General features: G+C 70.9%; 14 protein-coding genes. 9 read left to right on the top strand and 5 right to left on the bottom strand.

Going from position 1 to position 18,657, the window contains the following annotated elements; all coding sequences use genetic code 11:
* Window positions 1–468: 468 nt before the first annotated feature.
* On the bottom strand, window positions 469–2,064 hold the full coding sequence (locus CFN78_RS03480; protein ID WP_205660406.1) for an amidase: 1,596 nt from the start codon (window positions 2,062–2,064) through the stop codon (window positions 469–471).
* A gap of 33 nt (window positions 2,065–2,097) precedes the next feature.
* Window positions 2,098–3,441 (bottom strand): type I glutamate--ammonia ligase, encoded by a 1,344-nt coding sequence (gene glnA / locus CFN78_RS03475; RefSeq protein ID WP_094861006.1) that lies wholly within the window; start codon window positions 3,439–3,441, stop codon window positions 2,098–2,100.
* 167 nt (window positions 3,442–3,608) lie between these two features.
* Between glnA and CFN78_RS03470 the strand changes: the two genes are divergently transcribed.
* Window positions 3,609–3,836, top strand: a complete 228-nt coding sequence (locus tag CFN78_RS03470) for an antitoxin (RefSeq protein WP_094861005.1) — start codon at window positions 3,609–3,611, stop codon at window positions 3,834–3,836.
* A 17-nt stretch (window positions 3,837–3,853) separates the two neighbouring features.
* Here the strand turns inward: CFN78_RS03470 and CFN78_RS03465 are convergent, their stop codons facing one another.
* Together CFN78_RS03465 and CFN78_RS03460 are read right to left on the bottom strand one after the other, a co-directional pair.
* A complete protein-coding gene (locus tag CFN78_RS03465) occupies window positions 3,854–5,497 on the bottom strand; it encodes an ABC-F family ATP-binding cassette domain-containing protein (protein ID WP_094861004.1) in 1,644 nt (547 codons plus the stop codon).
* Window positions 5,498–5,539: 42 nt separating this feature from the next.
* Window positions 5,540–6,853 (bottom strand): MFS transporter, encoded by a 1,314-nt coding sequence (locus CFN78_RS03460; RefSeq protein ID WP_094861003.1) that lies wholly within the window; start codon window positions 6,851–6,853, stop codon window positions 5,540–5,542.
* Between the two features lie 71 nt (window positions 6,854–6,924).
* Here CFN78_RS03460 and CFN78_RS03455 point away from each other — a divergent pair, with 71 nt between their 5' ends.
* Together CFN78_RS03455 and CFN78_RS03450 are read left to right on the top strand one after the other, a co-directional pair.
* A complete protein-coding gene (locus tag CFN78_RS03455; protein WP_240519232.1) occupies window positions 6,925–7,986 on the top strand; it encodes a GlxA family transcriptional regulator in 1,062 nt (353 codons plus the stop codon).
* On the top strand, window positions 7,965–8,648 hold the full coding sequence (locus CFN78_RS03450) for an LppX_LprAFG lipoprotein (RefSeq protein ID WP_094861001.1): 684 nt from the start codon (window positions 7,965–7,967) through the stop codon (window positions 8,646–8,648). The genes CFN78_RS03455 and CFN78_RS03450 overlap by 22 nt, the downstream gene beginning before the upstream one ends.
* A 70-nt stretch (window positions 8,649–8,718) precedes the next feature.
* On the opposite strand, the gene CFN78_RS03445 is transcribed toward CFN78_RS03450, so the two are convergent.
* Window positions 8,719–10,332, bottom strand: a complete 1,614-nt coding sequence (locus CFN78_RS03445) for an alpha/beta hydrolase (protein ID WP_420807840.1) — start codon at window positions 10,330–10,332, stop codon at window positions 8,719–8,721.
* A gap of 128 nt (window positions 10,333–10,460) precedes the next feature.
* Between CFN78_RS03445 and secA2 the strand changes: the two genes are divergently transcribed.
* From secA2 to pip, 6 genes are all read left to right on the top strand, one after another.
* Window positions 10,461–12,842 (top strand): accessory Sec system translocase SecA2, encoded by a 2,382-nt coding sequence (gene secA2 / locus CFN78_RS03440; RefSeq protein ID WP_094861000.1) that lies wholly within the window; start codon window positions 10,461–10,463, stop codon window positions 12,840–12,842.
* A gap of 185 nt (window positions 12,843–13,027) precedes the next feature.
* A complete protein-coding gene (locus CFN78_RS03435; RefSeq protein WP_094860999.1) occupies window positions 13,028–14,746 on the top strand; it encodes an NAD+ synthase in 1,719 nt (572 codons plus the stop codon).
* A gap of 294 nt (window positions 14,747–15,040) precedes the next feature.
* Window positions 15,041–15,583, top strand: a complete 543-nt coding sequence (locus CFN78_RS03430) for a methylated-DNA--[protein]-cysteine S-methyltransferase (protein ID WP_094861125.1) — start codon at window positions 15,041–15,043, stop codon at window positions 15,581–15,583.
* Between the two features lie 159 nt (window positions 15,584–15,742).
* Entirely contained in the window at window positions 15,743–16,645 is a 903-nt protein-coding gene (gene panB / locus CFN78_RS03425) for a 3-methyl-2-oxobutanoate hydroxymethyltransferase (protein ID WP_094860998.1), read from the top strand.
* A 159-nt stretch (window positions 16,646–16,804) separates the two neighbouring features.
* Window positions 16,805–17,611: a serine protease gene (locus CFN78_RS03420; RefSeq protein ID WP_094860997.1), complete on the top strand. Its 807-nt coding sequence runs from the start codon at window positions 16,805–16,807 to the stop codon at window positions 17,609–17,611.
* Window positions 17,612–17,699: 88 nt separating this feature from the next.
* The gene (pip, locus tag CFN78_RS03415) at window positions 17,700–18,656 is read left to right on the top strand and encodes a prolyl aminopeptidase (RefSeq protein WP_094860996.1); all 957 of its coding nucleotides are present in this window, start codon (window positions 17,700–17,702) and stop codon (window positions 18,654–18,656) included.
* Window position 18,657 lies beyond the last annotated feature (1 nt).

Raw genomic sequence — 18,657 nt, 5'->3', positions numbered from 1 at the left:
CCAACAATGAATAGTTTGGAATCCAGACTACAAAAGTAATCTCATCCTCAAAGGAACCTCAAACGAGGTTCAAAAATAAGCTCTACTGGCTTAGTTCACTAGCACACTGTTGAGTTCTCAAGCAACAAATTAATTGTTGTTCTAAGTTTTGTTTAGCAATTCCTCTGAGCGAAGCGTCAAACTCTGAAGATTTAATCTTCGGAGTTGGCTACCCACTCGGAGGGCCGTCGCAGTACATTACCTGGTCCGTTTCGCGGTGTCAAACCCCGCTCGACCCTGGCCTGTAAGGAACTTCGGAGAGCTTAGCTCACCTGGTTCTCAGCAGTTCACCCGGGTCGTTGGGGCTTTGGTCTTTCTCCCCGCCGGCCCGGTCTCCCTGGCGACAAAGAGAAGATTACACGCCTGGAAACATGCCGAAACAGGGGGGTACCTTAACTGCGTTTTCGCAGCTCAAACCCCCTGTTTGCGCTACGGGCCGCCGATCGAGGGCAGGTAGCCCGGCACGCGACGCGCACCAGCGGCCTGTTCGAACCCGGCCGCGAGCGCCAGGACGTCGGCGTCCGCCCATCGCGTGCCGATGAACGACAGACCGATGGGCAGCGGACCGGACGCGCCGGCGGGCACCACGACGTTCGGATACCCGGCGACAGCGGCCGAGGAGGAGGAACCGACCTCGAAGGCGTCGCCCTCCCCGTACGTCGTCCGCCAGGCCGGGCCGTTCGCCGGACTGACGATCGCGTCGAGGTCCGACCCGGCCAGCACCTCGTCGATCGAACGCTTCGCGAGGTCCGTCGCGGTGGAGCGCTGACGCTGGTACTCCGGGTCCTCGGGCCCGGGCGCGACGACGGCCTGCTCGAAGAGTTCCTGGCCGAACCGGCTCAGCTCGATCGGGTCCTTCCGGTTGAACTCGATGAGCTCGTCCAGCGAACCCGGCGCCCCCGGCCGCTCGGCAAGGTAGGTGTCCAGGTCCCGGCGGAACTCGGTGATCAGCGCGGGCAGCGAGTTCTCACCGATCTCGTCCTGGTACGGCAGTTCGACGTCGACGACGGTGGCCCCCGCCTCCCGGAGTGTCCGTACCGACTCCTCCACCACCCGGTCGACCTCGGCGTTCGTTCCCGCCTGCCGCCAGACACCGATCCTGGCGCCCTTCAGCGCGTCCGCGTCGAGCAGCGCGGCGTAGTCGGCCGGCTGGTCCTGCGGGTAGGTGCCGGTGGCCGGGTCGGCGGGGTCGCGACCCTGCAGCGCGGACAGCGTGATGGCCGAATCGACGACGTGCCGGGACAACGGGCCCGCGGTGTCCTGCTCGGCCGAGATCGGGACGACCCCGGTCCTGCTCACCAGCCCGAGACTCGGCTTGAGGCCGACGACCCCGTTCGCGCCCGCCGGGCAGACGATCGACCCGTTCGTCTCGGTGCCGATCGCCACCTGGGCCAGCGAAGCCGCCACCGCGGCGCCCGAACCGGCCGAGGATCCGCAGGGGTTGCGGTCCAGTACGTGCGGATTGTTCGTCTGCAGGCCGGCGCCCGACCAGCCGGAGGTCGCCGAATCGGACCGGAAGTTCGCCCACTCACTCAGGTTCGCCTTGCCGAGGACCACCGCACCCGCGTCCCGCAGCCTGCGCACCAGCTCGGCGTCCGCCTCCGGCCTGCCGGTCAGCGCCCGGGAGCCCGCCGTCGTCGGCATGCGCTTCGTGTCGATGTTGTCCTTGAGCAGGACCGGGATCCCGTCCAGATCGCCGCGGGTGCGCCCGGTCAGCCGGCGCAGATCGCTACCGGCCGCCTCCGCCAGCGCCACCGGGTTCAGCGCGAGCACGCTGTGCAGCTTCGGATCGATCCGGCGGATGCGGTCCAGGTACGCGCTGGTGAGGCGGACCGAGGACAGCGCACGGTCGTCCATCCGCTCCTGCAACTGCGGGATCGTCGCCGCGTCCAGGTCCAGGCCGAGACCACGCTCGGCCGGGGACTCCGGCACCGCCGCGGTCGCGGGCGTGACCAGGGTGACCGTGGCCAGCATCGCGGCGACGGCGGCGGTCAGCCGCCTCGGACGTCGGATCCGAACCGGCATGACTTTCCGCCTCTCTGACTTCCTCCGCCGCGCCTAGAGCACCGGCAACAGCGTGCGCAGCTCGTACGGGGTCACCGCGCTGCGGTAGTTGTCCCACTCGACGCGCTTGTTGCGCAAGAAGAAGTCGTAGACGTGTTCGCCGAGCGCCTCGGGCAGGAGTTCGGACCTCTCCATCTCGGACAGCGCCTCGCCCAGGTTCTGCGGCAGGTTGGCGTAACCGGCGGCCCGCCGTTCGGAGTCCGACAGCGACCAGATGTTGTCCTCGGCGGGCGGCGGCAGTTCGTAGCCCTGCTCGATCCCCTTCAGCCCGGCGGCGAGAATCACCGAGTACGCCAGGTACGGATTGCAGGCGGAGTCCAGCGTCCGGATCTCCACTCGCCGCGAGGACGCCTTGCCCGGCGAGTACATCGGCACGCGGACCAGCGCGGACCGGTTCGAACGGCCCCAGGACACCGTTGTCGGCGCCTCGCCGCCGCTGATCAGGCGCTTGTACGAGTTCACCCACTGGTTCGTCACGGCGGAGATCTCCCGGGCGTGGTGCAGCAGGCCGGCGACGAACGCCTTGCCCGTCTCCGACAGCTCGTACGGGTCCTCGGGGTCGTAGAAGGCGTTCTGGTCGCCCTCGAACAGCGAGACGTGGGTGTGCATGCCCGAGCCCGGCTGCGCGGTGAACGGCTTGGGCATGAACGTCGCCCGGACGCCGTCGGTGAGCGCGACCTCCTTGACCACGTAGCGGAAGGTCATCACGTTGTCGGCCATCGTCAGCGCGTCGGCGTAGCGCAGGTCGATCTCCTGCTGCCCCGGCGCGCCCTCGTGGTGGCTGAACTCCACCGAGATGCCCATCGCCTCGAGCGTCTCGATGGCGTGCCTGCGGAAGTGCGTGGCGGTGGCGTGGCTAGCCTGGTCGAAGTAGCCGCCGTTATCGGCGGGTTCCGGCTCGGTGCCGTCGTGGGTCATGTTCGCGAGCAGGAAGAACTCGATCTCCGGGTGGACGTAGCAGGTGAACCCCGCCTCGCCGGCCTTCGAGAGCTGACGGCGCAGCACGTGCCGGGGGTCCGCCCAGGACGGGGAGCCGTCGGGCATCGCGATGTCGCAGAACATCCGCGCCGAGTAGTGCCCGCCCTCCGGCGTCTCCCAGGGCAGTACCTGGAAGGTCGCCGGGTCGGGCTTGGCGACCATGTCCGACTCGTAGACGCGGGCGAACCCCTCGATGGCGGACCCGTCGAACCCGATTCCCTCGCTGAACGCGCCCTCCAGTTCGGCCGGGGCGACGGCGACGGACTTCAGGAAACCGAGCACGTCGGTGAACCAGAGCCGCACGAACCGGATGTCACGTTCTTCCAGCGTGCGCAGCACGAACTCCTGCTGGCGATCCATGGGCGCACCCTACGCAGAACTTGTTAACGGCATGTTTCACGAGCGACCGGGTACCCGGAAGTGCGACCCGCCGGACGTACGGAAGTGCCGTTCGTTCTGCCCCGGCGGAAACTCGACGGGTCCGCCACACGTTCTCGTGTGCAGAAGACCGACGTGAGGAGACCGAGATGGCCATGCTGCGGAAACTGGCCGCGCTGGCGGGGGCCGCCGAGGCCGCCCGCCGCTACGCGCGCAAGAACCCGGAGAAGACGGCGCAGTACGCCGACAAGGCGGCCCGCTTCGTGGACAAGCAGACGAAGGGCAAGTACCACCAGCAGATCGACTCGGTGGCCCGCAAGGTGCGCGACGCGGGCGGGCCGCCGGGACGTTCCGACGGCAGGCCCGGCGGCTACTGACCGAGGTTCGCCGGCGACTACCGGACGGAGACGTCCGCTCTGCCGTCGGTGAGCCGGACGGACCCGGTGGTACGCACGGCGTCGCGCATCCGGCGGTCGTGCGTCACCAGCAGCAGGGTGCCCGGGTACGAGGCGAGCGCCGATTCGAGCTGCTCGATGGCGGGCAGGTCGAGGTGGTTGGTCGGTTCGTCGAGCACGAGCAGGTTCACCTCGCGGGCCTGCAGCAGCGCGAGTGCCGCGCGGGTGCGCTCTCCCGGTGACAGCGTCGCCGCGGGGCGGGTGACGTGCTCGGCGCGCAGGCCGAACTTGGCCAGCAGGGTGCGAACCTCGGCGTCCGCCCAGTCCGGTATCTCCCGGCCGAACGCCTCCAGCAGCGGTTCCCCGCCGAAGAAGGCGGCGCGGGCCTGGTCCACCTCGCCCACCCGGACACCGGGGCCGAGGTAGGCCTCGCCCGCGTCCGGCGTGATCCGTCCGAGCAGAACGGCCAGCAGCGTCGACTTGCCCGCCCCGTTGGCGCCGGTGATCGCGATCCGGTCGGCCCAGCCGACCTCCAAGTCCACCGGGCCGAGCGCGAAGCCACCACGGCGCACCACCACGCCGCGCAGCGCGGCGACCACCGCACCCGCCCGCGGGGCCGTGGCGATCTCCATCCGCAGGTCCCATTCCTTGCGCGGTTCCTCGACGGTGTCCAGCCGCTCGATCATCCGTTCCGTCTGCCGAGCCTTCGACGCCTGCTTCTCGCTGGCCTCGGACCGGAACTTGCGGCCGAGCTTGTCGTTGTCGCCCGCCTTGCGCCGGGCGTTGCGCACGCCCTTGTCCATCCAGCCGCGCTGCATCCGCGCCCTGGCCTCCAGCGAAGCCCTCGTCGAGGCGTACTCCTCGTAGTTCTCCCACGCGCGGCGCCTACCCACCTCGCGTTCGTCCAGGTACGCCTCATAGCCGCCGCCGTAGTACCGCACCCGCTGCTGTGGGAGGTCGAGTTCGAGCACCCCGGTGACGGTCCGGGTGAGGAACTCCCGGTCGTGGCTGACCACCACGACACCGGCCCGGAGTTCGCCGACGAAACGCTCCAGCCGATCCAGGCCATCCAGGTCGAGATCGTTGGTGGGCTCGTCGAGCAGGAAGACGTCGTACCGGCTGAGCAACAGGGAGGCCAGCCCGGCCCGCGCGGCCTGCCCACCGGAGAGCGAGGTCATCTCCTGCGCGAGGTCGACGTCCAGGCCGAGGTCCGCGACGGCGGCCGAGGCGCGCTCGTCGAGGTCGGCGCCGCCGAGTGCCAGCCAGCGGTCCAGCGCACCGGCGTAGGCGTCGTCGGCACCGGCACCGCCCGCCGCGAGTTCCGTCGCGGCCGCGTCCATCTCCTGCTGGGCGGCGGCGACCCCGGTGCGACGGGCCAGGAAACCACCGACCGATTCGCCCGGCCTGCGTTCCGGTTCCTGCGGCAGGTAGCCGACGACGGCACCGGGCGGGTTCAGCCGGACGGCACCATCCTCGGCCGGGATCAGCCCGCCGAGGGTGCGCAGGAGCGTGGACTTTCCCGCGCCGTTGACGCCGACGAGACCGACCACGTCGCCGGGGGCGACCACAAGGTCCAGGTCGGAGAACAGGACTCGGTCACCATGGCCCGCGGCCAGGCCCTTGGCCACCAGGCTCGTACTCATCCGGCTCGCATTCATCAGGACTGCAGATCGTAGGCGCGCCCGTCAGCCGGCCCGCGACTCGGCGCCTCCGGCTCGCCGAACCGGGGTGGGGCGCCGGATCCGCACCGACATCAGGGCCGCCACGAAGCACAGTCCGCCCGCCGCGAACCAGGCGAGGGTGTACGTGCCGAGCTCGTCCCGGACCAGGCCCGCCGCGAACGCCGCGAAGGCGGCGCCCACCTGGTGCGCGGCGAACACCCAGCCGAACACGATGGGACCGCTGAGGCCGAATCGGTCCCGGCACAGCGCCACCGTCGGCGGGACGGTCGCCACCCAGTCCAGTCCGTAGAAGACGATGAACGCCCACATCGGCGGTTCGGTGGTGGGCGCGAACAGTTGCGGCAGCAGCAGCAACGAGGCCCCGCGCAGCAGGTAGTAGCCGCCGAGCAGCCAGCGCGGGTCGACGCGGTCGGTGAGCCAGCCGGAGGCGATGGTGCCCGCGACGTCGAAGAGGCCGACCAGCGCGAGCAGTCCGGCCGCCGTGGTGCTCGGCATGCCGTGGTCGTGGGCGGCGGGCACGAAGTGGGTGCCGATGAGCCCGTTCGTCGACGCGCCGCAGATCGCGAAACCGCCCGCCAGCAACCAGAACGTGCGGGTCCGGGCCGCCTCGCGCAACGCCCCGACGGCCCGCCGGGCGGCACCGGTGTTGCCCGTGGCGGGTACCGGTTCGGTACCGGGCGGGGCGCCGTAGGCGGTGGTGCCGACGTCGGCGGGATCGTCGCGCAGGAACGCCAGCACGATCGGCACGACGACGACCGCCGCGCCGGCGACGACGAGCGAGGCCGTCCGCCAGCCCTGGTGCTCGGCGAGCATCGCGACCACCGGCAGGAACACGAGCTGACCCGCCGCGCCCGCCGCCGTGAGCACCCCGCTGACCAGGCCACGGTGCCGGACGAACCACCGGCTGGTGACGGTCGCGACGAAGGCCAGCGCCATCGAGCCGGTGCCGGTCCCCACCAGCACGCCCCACAGCAGCAGCAACTGCCAGCTCGCGTTCATGAACACCGTCAGCCCGCTGCCCGCCGCGACGAGCAGCAGTGCGCCGCAGACCACGCGGCGCATGCCGAGCCGTTCCATCAGCGCGGCGGCGAACGGCGAGATCAGGCCGTAGAGCACGAGGTTGACGGACACGGCGGCCGAGATGGTGCCGCGGGACCAGCCGAACTCCTGGTGCAGCGGATCGATGAGCACGCCGGGGGCCGCGCGGAATCCGGCCGCTCCGACCAGCGCGACGAAGGCGGCGAAGGCGACCGGCCAGGCCCAGTGCGGCCGCCACCGGCCTGCCCGGGCCGGGTGCGGGGTGTCGAGTCGGGTCACGGCCGTCAGCTTTCCGGGCGCTCCACTCGGGAACCAGTGGCAAGAATGCCAATATGTGCAAGAATCCGGCCATGCCTGTCGCGCGCTCACCCGGTTCCCGGCCGCACCGTGTCGCCGTGCTGGCCATCGACGAGACCGTCGGCTACGACCTGAACATCGCCTCGCAGATCCTCGGCACGGCGACGGACCGGGACGGCAGGAAGCTCTACGACGTGCGGGTGTGCGGCGTCGACGATCGGCCGGTGCGCTTCTCCGCCGGCTACACGGCAACGCTGGACCACGGGCCCGAGGCGCTCGCCGAGGCGGACACGGTGATCATCCCGGGAACCCGCGTCGAGGGGCCCCGGCTACGCGGCGAACTGCCGGACGACATCGCCTCGGCGCTCGCCCTGGTCCCCCGGCAGGCCAGGATGATGTCGATCTGCACCGGTGCCTTCGTGCTCGCCGCGACCGGCCTGCTCGACGGCCGCCGGGCCACCACGCACTGGGCCTACGCCGCGGAGTTCCGCGCGCTGTACCCGCGGGTCCTGCTCGACGAGAACGTGCTCTACGTCGACGAGGGCGATGTGCTCACCTCCGCCGGACTCGCCGCCGGGGTCGACCTGTGCCTGCACGTCATCCGGTCCGACCACGGCAGCGAGGCGGCCAACCGCGCCGCCCGGTACTGCGTCGTCCCACCGTGGCGCGACGGCGGCCAGTCGCAGTTCATCGACGTGCCACTGCCCGCGGACGGGGACGGCAGCACCGCCACCACCCGCGCCTGGGCGCTGGAACGGCTGGGCGAACCGCTCGACCTGGCCACGCTCGCCGCCCACGCGCGGATGAGCGTGCGCACGTTCTCCAGGCGTTTCCGCGCGGAGACGGGCCTGCCGCCGCGCACCTGGCTCACCCAGCAGCGCGTCCAGCACGCTCGCGGGCTGCTGGAGACCACCGACCTGCCGGTGGAACGGATCGCCGCGGACTCGGGCCTGGGTACCGCCGCATCACTGCGCCAGCACCTCAACTCGGCGATCGGCGTGGCTCCGCTCGCCTACCGCCGGACCTTCTCCACCCGGGCCGTGGCGGGCACCGCCGGAGTCGGGACGCGCCACCGTCCCGCTACCGTGGGCGCATGCCCGCCCGCCGCCGACTGACGCCGGTCCTGCTGCTCGTGATCAGCCTGCTCGGCGCGTGCGGGATGCCCGACACGAGCGGCCCGCTGCCGGATTCGCGGACGTTGCTCGACGCCTCCGCCGAAGGCCTGCGGGACCTGCGCGACGTCCGGTTCGACTACGGACTGACCGGGGAGATCCCGGGCGTGCTGCTGCGTTCCGCGCACGGCAGGGCCAGTGCGAACGGCGCGGCCGAGGGCGAGGCGGAGATCGAGACACCGGACGGGCGGGTGGCGCGCGGTTTCGTCGTCGAGTCCGGGACGCTGACGCTGCGCGATCCCGCCGGGCCGAGCACCCGCGAACCCGTTCCCGCACCGGCCCCGGCGACCCTGCTCGACGCCGATCGCGGCCTGCGCTCCCTGTTGACGGCCGCGCGATCGACCCGGACGGAGAACCGCGAGGAGGTCGACGGGGTGTCCGCCTACCGCGTCGGCGGGACGGTCGGCCGCGAGGTGCTCGCCCGGCTGCTGCCCGGTGTGTGGGCGGACGCCGACCTCAAGTTCTGGATCGCCGAGGACGACGGCCGGGAACTGCGCAGGCTCTGGCTGCAGTTGCCCGCCCGGCAGGACAACCGGGGCGTCGTCGCGATCGAACTGGCGCTGGCCGACCACAACGCACAGGACGCCCCGGCGGCCCGGTACTGATCCGCACGCGGACGAACGCGCGGCGCAGACGGCACGCACGGATAGGCGCCGGCGAACGAGACGGACGCGCCTAGCCGGAGCAGCGGGTTCCCTCGGCGGGCAGCGTGCCGTCGAGCAGGTAGGCGATGCCCGCGTCGTCCACGCAGGGGTTGCCCTGCAGGAAGATCGTGTGCTGGGTGCCCTCGTAGGTGAGCAGCGAGCCCTTCATCGCCTTCGCCAGGTTGACGCCCGCCTGATACGGCGTCGCCGGGTCGTTCGTGGTGGACACGACCAGCGCGGGCGGTACGCCCTGCACGCTCGGCAGGTGCGGCTCGGAGGTGTTCGGCACCGGCCAGAACGCGCAGGAGTCGAGCGCGTCACCGTCCGGGCGGCCGTCGTCGAGGAACGGGGCGACCTCGGCGTAGCGGCGCTGCGCCTCGCGGATCTTGGCCTTGTCGGTGACCCGGGGATCGTCGACGCAGCGGATCGCGGCGAAGGCGTCCTGCGTGGTCGCGTAGCCGCCGTCCGCGCCGCGCTCGTTGTAGGTGTCGGCGAGCAGCATCAGCGTGTCGCCCTTGCCGGTCTTGAGTTCGTTCAAACCGGTGTTCAGCGGTTCCCACAGTTGCTGGGAGTACAACGCCTGCACGGCGGCGATGGTGGCGTCCTCGAAGGAGAGCGACCGCCCGTCGCCCACCCGGGCGGGGTTGTCGATCAACGGCTGGGCGAGCCGCTGGAACGCCTGAGTGGCCCCGGCCGCGTCGCCGCCGAGCGCGCAGTCCTGCTGTTCCGCGCACCAGGACGCGAATTCTCCGAAGGCGACGCCGAAGCCCTCGCCCTGCCCGACCAGCGACTCCACCGAGTCCTGCTCGGGGTCGAGCGCGCCGTCGAGCACCAGGGAGCGGACGTTGCCGGGAAACGCCTCGGCGTAGGCGTAGCCGATCCGGGTTCCGTAGGAGTAGCCGAGGTAGGACAGCTTCTCGTCGCCGAGCGCGGAGCGGAGCACGTCCATGTCCTTGACGACGTCGCGGGTGCCGAGGTTGGCGAGCATCTTCGCGCCGTACTCGGTGCGCTCGGCGCACTTCTCGCCGAACTCACGTTCGCTGGCCTCCTGCCTGGCCACGCCCTCGGGGGTGCCGTCGACCTCGGAGTCGTCGGCCCGGTCGGCGTCGCGTTCGGCCGGGGTCAGGCAGGTGACGGCGGGCTGGCTGGCCCCGACCCCGCGCGGGTCGAAGCCGACGACGTCGAAACGCTGCCCGATCGGGTTGTTCCGTACCTGGATGCCGGTGCTGGCGGCGGAGACCATGCCGGACGCGCCCGGTCCGCCGGGGTTGGTCACCAGCGAACCGATCCTTTCGTCGGGATCTCGCGCCTTGTGCCGCAGCACCCCGAGGTTGATCGTCTCGGCGTCCGGCCGGGCGTAGTCCAGCGGAACCCGCAACCGTGCGCACTCGGCGCCCTGGACGTCGAACGACTGGCGCATCTCGTCGCTGGTGCCGAACGGACCGCAGTCGCCCCAGGTCAGGCTCTGCCCGTAGAAGGTGTCCAAACCCCCGGGCACCTGGCCGACCGGGCCCTTCGACTCGGTCACCGGCCCGGCGGGCGAGGCGGTGTCCTCGGTGGTGGTGCAGGCCGTCAGTCCGGCGGCGAGCAGGCTCACGGCGAGGAGACAGGCGGCACGGTAGCTGTAGCGTTCCAGGACAGGCACCCCGCGATCGTGCCATCCGGGTACGGAACTCGGACGGGCCGCCTTCGCGTTGGGTGGCAGTAGGGCCTGCGCCGGGCGAGCAGCCGGCGCCGAACGTGAGACGAAGGAGTTCGCGGGTGGCAGCGTTGATGAACCGGGTCGGCAAGCGGTTGCGCAGGATCATCCAGCGCCCCGGGACCGTGGATCTCAGCAGGTACGAAGCGCTGTTGCCGGCGATCGAGAAGCGCGAGCCCGAGCTGAAGGAGCTCTCCGACGCCGAGCTGACCGAGGCCGCCGGGAAGCTGCGCCTCGGCAGGCCCGCGCCGTGGCCCGCGTCCGAGACCACGCCGGACACGGAGGAGGAGACGCAGGCTCCCGCTCCGGCGGCGATCAGCAACGAGCAGCTCGTCGAACTCTGCGCGCTCGGCCGGGAGGCCGCCCGCCGCGCACTCGACGAGCGCGCCTTCGACGTGCAGCTCGTCGGCACCATGGGGCTGCTCACCGGCCACGTCGTGCAGATGGCCACCGGTGAGGGCAAGACGCTGGCCGGGGCGCTGGCCGCCGCCGGGTACGCGTTGCAGGGCAGGCGTGTGCACGTCATCTCCGTCAACGACTACCTGGCCCGCCGCGACGCCGAATGGATGCGGCCGGTGTACGAGCTGCTGGGCGTGCGGGTCGGCTGGGTCGAGCCCGCGCTGGATCCCGGCGAGCGGCAGCGGGCCTACGGGGCCGAGGTCTGTTACGGCGCGGTCAGCGAGATCGGTTTCGACGTGCTGCGCGACCGGCTGATCACCTCCCCGGACGCGCTGGCGCAGCCGGAACCCGAGGTGGCGATCGTCGACGAGGCCGACTCCGTGCTCGTCGACGAGGCGCGGGTACCGCTGGTGATGGCCGGTTCGGTGGACGCGGGCGTGGCCGACGAGGAGGCCGCCGACATCGTCCGCAGGCTGCGGCTGGGTCTGCACTACGAGACCGACTCCGACGGCCGCAACGCCTGGCTGACCCCGGCCGGGGCGTCGGTGGTGGAGAAGTCGCTCGGCGGGGTCGATCTGTACGACTCGGAGTCCAACCGGCTCGCCTCGGTCAACATCGCCCTGCACGCTCACGCCCTGCTCACCCGCGACGTCGACTACCTGGTGCGGGACGGGAAGGTGCAGCTCATCAACGCCTCCCGTGGCCGGGTGGCGGAACTCCAGCGCTGGCCGGACGGGCTGCAGGCGGCCGTCGAGGCGAAGGAGAAGCTGCCGCCGTCGGACCGCGGCGAGATCCTGGACTCGATCACCGTGCAGGCGCTGATCGCCCGCTACCCGAGGGTGGCGGGGATGACCGGCACGGCCTCGGCGGTGGCCGAGCAGCTCCGCGAGTTCTACGAGCTCGAGGTGGCCGTCATCCCGCCGAACACGGAGAACATCCGGACCGACGCGAAGGACCGCATCTTCGCCTCCCCCTCGCACAAGCTGCGCGCGATCGTCGAGGACATCCGCACGGTGCACGGCACCGGGCGGCCGATCCTGGTCGGCACCCAGGACGTCGCCGAGTCGGAGGAGCTGGCCGACAAGCTGGCGAAGGCGAACCTGCCGTGCGTCGTGCTCAACGCGCGCAACGACGCCGAGGAAGCGGAGATCATCGCCGATGCGGGCAAGTTCGAGGCGGTCACCGTGTCCACCCAGATGGCGGGCCGGGGTACCGACATCCGGCTGGGCGGTTCGGACGGCGCGGACCGGGAGCGGGTGGCCGAGCTGGGCGGCCTGCACGTCATCGGCACCGCGCGCTACCCGAGCAGCAGGCTGGACGACCAGCTCCGTGGCCGGGCCGGGCGGCAGGGCGACCCCGGTGGCTCGGTGTACTTCGCCAGCCTGAACGACGAGCTGGTGCTCGGGTGCGCACCGGACGTCCCGGAGGGCATCTCCGCCGAGGACGAGACCGGCGAGATCATCGACGAGGCCGCGCACCGCCACATCCGGCACGCCCAGCGCGTTGCCGAGGGCGTGGACCTGGAGATCCACCGCAACACCTGGCGCTACACCCGGCTGATCGAGCACCAGCGGACCAGCCTGCTCGCCCACCGGGACGAGTTGTTGCGCACCGATCTGGCGGCCGAGATCCTGAAGAAGGCCGAGTCGGAGCGGTACGAGGAGCTGAGCGAGAAGCTCGGTGCGCAGCGGCTGGCCGAGGTGTGCCGGGAGGTCATGCTCTTCCACCTCGACCAGCTCTGGTCGGACCACCTGGCGTTCCTGAACGAGGTGCGGGAGACGATCCACCTCCGCGCGCTGGCGCGGGAGACTCCGCTGGACGAGTTCCACCGGACGGCGATCCCGGAGTTCCGCAAGATCTCCGGCGAGGTCGAGGCGCGGTCGGCGAAGACGCTGGTGGACGCCGAGACCGGCGAGGACGGGATCGACCTGCACGGCTCGGGTGTGCGGCGGCCGACGTCGACGTGGACGTACCTGGTGCACGACAACCCGTTCGACTCCGACGCCGAGCAGGCGCTGAAGAAGGTGCGCGGGATGCTGCGCAAGAAGAAGGACTGACCCCACCCCGAGCGCAATACGTCGACATATTGCGATCCATCGTGCGCAAGGCATCGCAATACGTCGACATATTGCGGTGGCCGCGGGCGCAATACGTCGACATATTGCGGTGGCCGTGACCGTCACCACACGGTGTTGCGCGCTCGGCGCGGCAGCGAAAGCCCGGGGTGCGCAACAATGGCGTCATGCCGCAACTGCGCATCGCCCTGGCCCAGATCAACCCCACGGTCGGGGATCTGGCCGGCAACGCCGAACTGGCCGTGACCTGGACGCGAAAGGCCGCCGAGGCCGGCGCCCACGTGCTCGTCTTCCCGGAGATGTCGCTGACCGGATACCCGGTGGAGGACCTCGCGCTGCGCGGCACCTTCGCGGCGGCGTCCCGCGACTCCGTCGACGAGCTGGCGGCCGCGCTGGCCGAGGCGGGCTGTGGGGAAGTGCTGACCTACGTCGGTTACCTCGACACCGACGACGCCGGGCCGCGCAACGCCGCCGCCGCGCTGTACCGCGGTGAGGTGGTGGCCCGCCAGTACAAGCACCACCTGCCCAACTACGGCGTCTTCGACGAGCGCCGCAACTTCGTCCCGGGCACCACGCTGGACGTGCTGCGCCTGCACGGCCTGGACATCGGCATGGTGATCTGCGAGGACCTGTGGCAGGACGGCGGGCCGGTGGCCGCGCTCGGCGCGGCGGGGGTCGACCTGGTCGTCTCGCCGAACGCCTCGCCGTTCGAGCGGTCGAAGGACGATGTCCGGCTGCCGCTGGTGGCGCGCCGGGCGGCCGAGGCGGGCGCGCCGATCGCCTACACGAACCAGGTGGGCGGCCAGGACGATCTGGTCTTCGACGGCGACTCGATCGTCGTCGACGCCTCCGGCGAACTGCTCGCCAGGGCGCCGCAGTTCGTCGAGCACCTGTTGCTGACCGATCTGGACCTGAACGCGGGCGGGCACGTCGGGCAGGGCGAGCTGGCCGGGCTGCGGGTGCGCCGCCGGGTGCTGTCGGCGGAGCCGCTGCCCGCGTACCGGCCCACGGCGCGGCCGACGATCGGTGAACCGCTCTCGGACGAGGCGGAGGTGTGGTCGGCACTGGTCACCGGGCTGCGCGACTACGTGCGCAAGAACGGGTTCACCTCGGTCACCTTCGGCTTCTCCGGCGGGATCGACTCGGCGGTGGTCGCCGCGCTCGCGGCGGACGCGCTGGGTGGCGGCGCGGTGCACGGTGTCGCGATGCCGTCGAAGTACTCCTCGGACCACTCGCGCACCGACGCCGCCGATCTCGCCGACCGCATCGGAGCGCACTTCCGCGAGGAGCCGGTGGCCGACATGGTCGCCGCCTACGTCGGCCAGCTCGGCCTCACCGGCCTGGCGGAGGAGAACATCCAGGCACGGACGCGCGGCATGCTGCTGATGGCACTGTCCAACGCGGAGGGTCACCTGGTGCTGGCGACGGGCAACAAGACCGAGCTGGCCGTCGGCTACTCGACGATCTACGGCGACGCGGTCGGCGGGTTCGCCCCGATCAAGGACGTCTTCAAGACGCACGTCTGGGAGCTGGCGCGCTGGCGCAACGCCGAGGCCGAGAAGAACGGGCAGACGCCGCCGATCCCGGAGAACTCCATCTCCAAGCCCCCGTCGGCCGAGTTGCGCCCCGACCAGCTCGACTCGGACTCGCTGCCCGACTACGCGCTCCTGGACGACATCCTGGACGACTACGTCGAGGGCGATCGCGGTTTCTCCGACCTGCTCGCCGCGGGCTTCGAGGCGGAGACCGTCGACCGGGTGGTCCGGATGGTGGACAGGGCGGAGTACAAGCGCCGTCAGTACCCGCCGGGCACGAAGATCACCTTCAAGGCGTTCGGCCGGGACCGCCGGCTGCCGATGACCAACGCCTGGCGCGAGGGCCGCTGAGCCGCCGGCCGCCGCGCATCCGAAGTTCTTTCGCGTGGTAACCCACGATCACGCAGCGAAGTTACGCCTACAGGCTGATGTCCAGATCGTCCCGCACGCGGGAAAATGATCACGGTGAGCGGCGGACGAGGGGTGCGCCGCTCACCGCCGGGCTGACTGGGGCCCGTCCCCCTCTCCACCGAACAGAGAGGGCCCGCCCGCGGCGGAACTGTCGGCGGCACGGCGGAGAATGCGGGCGTGACCGAGGATTCCGCGAACAACTCCCGCCCGGACGAGCACGCTCCGGCAGACCTCCTGCCGGAAGGACTCGTCCTGTTCGGCACCGCCTTCGGACGGTGCGGTCTCGCGTGGAGCGCCGCGGGTGTCACGGCGCTGGCGTGGCCGGAACGCGAGGAGCGGGTGGTCGCGGCGCGATTGCGCGCACTGCGCCCCGGCGCCGTCGCCGCCTCGCCACCGCCGCGGATCCGCGCCGTCACCGAAGCGGTGGCGGCCCTGCTGGGTGAGGGCACGGCCGAGCTGGCAGGGGCTCCGCTCGACCTGGACGGTGTTCCGGCGTTCCACCGGCGGGTGTACGAGGTCGCGCTCACCATTCCGCCGGGCCGCACGCTGGCGTACGGCGAGATCGCCACCCGGCTGGGCTCGCCGGGCGCCGCCCGCGCGGTCGGGCAGGCACTCGGCCGCAATCCGTTCCCGATCATCGTTCCGTGCCACCGGATCCTGACCGCGGACGGCAGGATCGGCGGATTCTCGGCACCGGGCGGGACACTGAGCAAGCACCGGCTGCTCGACATCGAACGGTCTCGCTCCGGCGCGGCCCCGGCGCTGTTCGAGCTGTGACGCCGCGCGGTGCCGGCGCGTCCGGCCGCTCCGGCACCGTGGTGTGAAGCTGGTCGCACGGCCTTGGGTGCCGCCACTCGCGGTGTCAGGCTTCTTCCACCCAGTTCCACGACCCGGGGACCCGCCAGGCGGGCCTCGAGGGAAGGACGGTCGACAACGGTGTCTGCCCCCAGCGAACCCACTCCAGGCGAGTCCGGTACCCACCCGTCCGGCCCGGAACTCGCGGCCCCCTACGGCAACGGCCCCGCGCCGGACGCGAAACCGGGCCGCAGGGTCCGCATCCACCATCTGCGCGAACTGAAGGAGCGCGGCGAGGCATGGCCGATGCTCACCGCGTACGACATGTACACCGCCGCCATCTTCGACGAGGCCGGTATCCCGGTGCTGCTGGTCGGCGATTCGGCCGCCAACAACGTCTTCGGCTACGACACCTCGATCCCGGTGACGGTGGACGAACTGCTGCCCCTCGTCCGCGGGGTGACCCGCTCGGTCACCAGGGCGCTGGTGGTGGCGGATCTGCCGTTCGGCTCGTACCAGCTCTCGGTGGAGCAGGCACTGGGTACCGCCGTCCGGTTCATGAAGGAGGGCCGCGCGCACGCGGTGAAGCTGGAGGGCGGACGGCGGTTCGCCCCGCACATCGAGGCGATCACCGCGGCGGGCATCCCGGTGATGGCGCACATCGGGTTCACCCCGCAGAGCGAGCACAATCTCGGCGGGTACCGGGTGCAGGGCCGGGGCGCGGGCGGTGACGAGCTGGTGGCCGACGCGCACGCGGTGCAGCAGGCCGGTGCGTTCGCCGTGGTGATGGAGATGGTGCCCGGCGAGGTCGCCAAGCGGGTCACGCACGAGCTGCACATCCCGACGGTCGGGATCGGAGCCGGGCCGGACTGCGACGCCCAGGTCCTCGTCTGGCAGGACATGGCGGGCCTGCGAACCGGCAAAGCCCCCCGATTCGTCAAGCGATACGCCAATGTCGCCGACGTTCTTACGGGAGCGGCCCACGCATTCGCCGATGATGTCCGGAACGGCGAGTTTCCCGCCGCACAACACACTTTTCAGTGAACGACCGTCCGCGCGGGACGATCTACGGAAACGGGTAACCGACTAACGTTCCATTTTCGTTGCCAGTTTTCGGGTTTCATACTTTCGGTCCTTCCTGCCCCGTTGTGACAACTGGTGTGCTCCACGTACCTGACCTACAGGTCTCGAAGGGAGACTTCAATGAAGGCAACCAGGCGCACTGTGGGCCGCAAGGCCGCTCTGGCGATCACCGCCGTCGCCGCGGCGGGATCGATCGCGGCCGTGATGGCCCCCGGCGCTTCCGCCGACGTCAACCCGCTCATCGTCGGCGGTACCCCGACCACGATCGAGGAGCACCCGGCGACGGTGATCTTCAACGTGGGCGGCAGCCAGCACTGTGCGGGCACCCTGGTGGCAGCCAACAAGGTGGTCACCGCGGCGCACTGTACGGACGGCGTGACTGCAGGCGAGATGGAGATCATCTCCGGTCAGACCAACTTCAGCGACACCACCGGCGAGAAGGCCGGCGTCAGCGACTTCTGGCAGCACCCCGAGTTCGACATGAACAGCATGGTGCACGACGTTTCCGTGCTGACGCTGGACAAGGAGCTCGCCGCGACGCCGGCGGCGCTGGTCGAGGCGGCTGACGACCCGGCCTACGCCGACGGCACCGACGTCACCATCGTCGGCTGGGGCTCGACCTCCTCCGGCGGTCCCGTCTCCGACGAGCTGCTGAAGGTCAACGTCCCGGTCGCCAACGTCGACGAGTGCGCCTCCGCGTACGACGGCGCGGGCATGCCGTTCGACAAGGCGTCGATGTTCTGCGCCGGCATCCCCGAGGGTGGCAAGGACGCCTGCCAGGGCGACTCCGGTGGCCCGGCCTACGTCGACGGCCGCCTGGCGGGCGTCGTCTCCTGGGGCAAGGGCTGCGCCGAGGCCGGCTTCCCCGGCGTCTACACCAACGTGGGCAACGACTTCGCCGCGATCAGCGAGCAGGTCGGCAAGTAACACCGCACCACAGCGAAGGGCGGGGTAGGACTGGGGCAGTCCTACCCCGCCCTTCGTCGTGCGCGGCCCTCCCGGCAGAGTGCTGTGCATGGACGAGCTGTACCCGCCGATCCAGGCCACCGCCTCCGGCAGGCTGGACGTCGGCGACGGGAACTCCGTGTTCTGGGAGGAATCCGGGAATCCCGGAGGAAAACCCGTGGTCGTCGTACACGGCGGGCCCGGCAGCGGGCTGGCCCCGATGTCACGCAGGCACTTCGATCCGGCGCGGTACCGGATCGTCCAGTTCGACCAGCGCGGTTGCGGCCGCAGCACCCCGCGGATCGGCACGCCGGAGTCGGACCTTTCGGTGAACACCACCTGGCACCTGGTCGCCGACATGGAACGGCTGCGCGAGCATCTGGGGATCGACCGCTGGCAACTGCTCGGTGGTTCCTGGGGCGCGACGCTCGCACTGGCCTACGCGCAGGCCCATCCCGGGCGGGTCACCGAGATCGTGCTGCGCGGTGTGTTCACCGCCCGGCGCGCGGAACTGCACTGGATCTACGAGGGCGGTGCCGCGCACCTGTACCCCGAGGAATGGCAGGACTACCTGGCGCCGGTGCCGGCGGACGAACGCGGCGACCTGCTCGGGGCGTACCAGAAGCTGTTGCGGCACAACGATCCCGCCGTCCGGGAACGCGCGGCGATCGCGTGGAGTGCCTGGGAGGGCGCGATCGTGTCGGTGGTACCGCAGGACGCCTTCCGCGCCGGATACGCCAGCGCCGCGTACGCGATCCCGTTCGCGGGCATCGCCCTGCACTACTTCGCGCACGACTGCTGGCTCGACGAGGGGCAGCTCATCCGCGACGCGGGCAGGCTCGGCGGAATCCCGGGCGTGATCGTGCAGGGCCGTTTCGACGCCGTCTGCCCACCGGTCACCGCCTACGAGCTGCACCTCGCCTGGCCGGGCTCACGGCTGGAACTACTCGACGGCGCGGGCCACGCCGTCGATGATCCCGGTGTGCTGCACGAGATCCGGACGGCGACCGACACGTTCGCCCGTTGAG

Origin of the sequence: Amycolatopsis antarctica (genome assembly GCF_002262875.1) — a bacterium.
GTDB lineage: Bacteria > Actinomycetota > Actinomycetes > Mycobacteriales > Pseudonocardiaceae > Amycolatopsis > Amycolatopsis antarctica.
Note: the sequence above shows the minus strand (reverse complement) of the source record. Positions and strands in the feature narration are given on the sequence as shown.

Excerpts from the sequence above, each read along its gene's own strand:
- CFN78_RS03420 (WP_094860997.1), top strand. The coding sequence starts at position 16,805 with ATGAAGGCAACCAGGCGCACTGTGGGCCGCAAGGCCGCTCTGGCGATC.
- CFN78_RS03455 (WP_240519232.1), top strand. The coding sequence starts at position 6,925 with ATGCCTGTCGCGCGCTCACCCGGTTCCCGGCCGCACCGTGTCGCCGTG.
- CFN78_RS03435 (WP_094860999.1), top strand. The coding sequence starts at position 13,028 with ATGCCGCAACTGCGCATCGCCCTGGCCCAGATCAACCCCACGGTCGGG.
- pip (WP_094860996.1), top strand. The coding sequence starts at position 17,700 with ATGGACGAGCTGTACCCGCCGATCCAGGCCACCGCCTCCGGCAGGCTG.
- CFN78_RS03480 (WP_205660406.1), bottom strand. The coding sequence starts at position 2,064 with ATGCCGGTTCGGATCCGACGTCCGAGGCGGCTGACCGCCGCCGTCGCC.
- CFN78_RS03450 (WP_094861001.1), top strand. The coding sequence starts at position 7,965 with ATGCCCGCCCGCCGCCGACTGACGCCGGTCCTGCTGCTCGTGATCAGC.
- CFN78_RS03470 (WP_094861005.1), top strand. The coding sequence starts at position 3,609 with ATGGCCATGCTGCGGAAACTGGCCGCGCTGGCGGGGGCCGCCGAGGCC.
- secA2 (WP_094861000.1), top strand. The coding sequence starts at position 10,461 with ATGAACCGGGTCGGCAAGCGGTTGCGCAGGATCATCCAGCGCCCCGGG.
- glnA (WP_094861006.1), bottom strand. The coding sequence starts at position 3,441 with ATGGATCGCCAGCAGGAGTTCGTGCTGCGCACGCTGGAAGAACGTGAC.
- CFN78_RS03465 (WP_094861004.1), bottom strand. The coding sequence starts at position 5,497 with ATGAGTACGAGCCTGGTGGCCAAGGGCCTGGCCGCGGGCCATGGTGAC.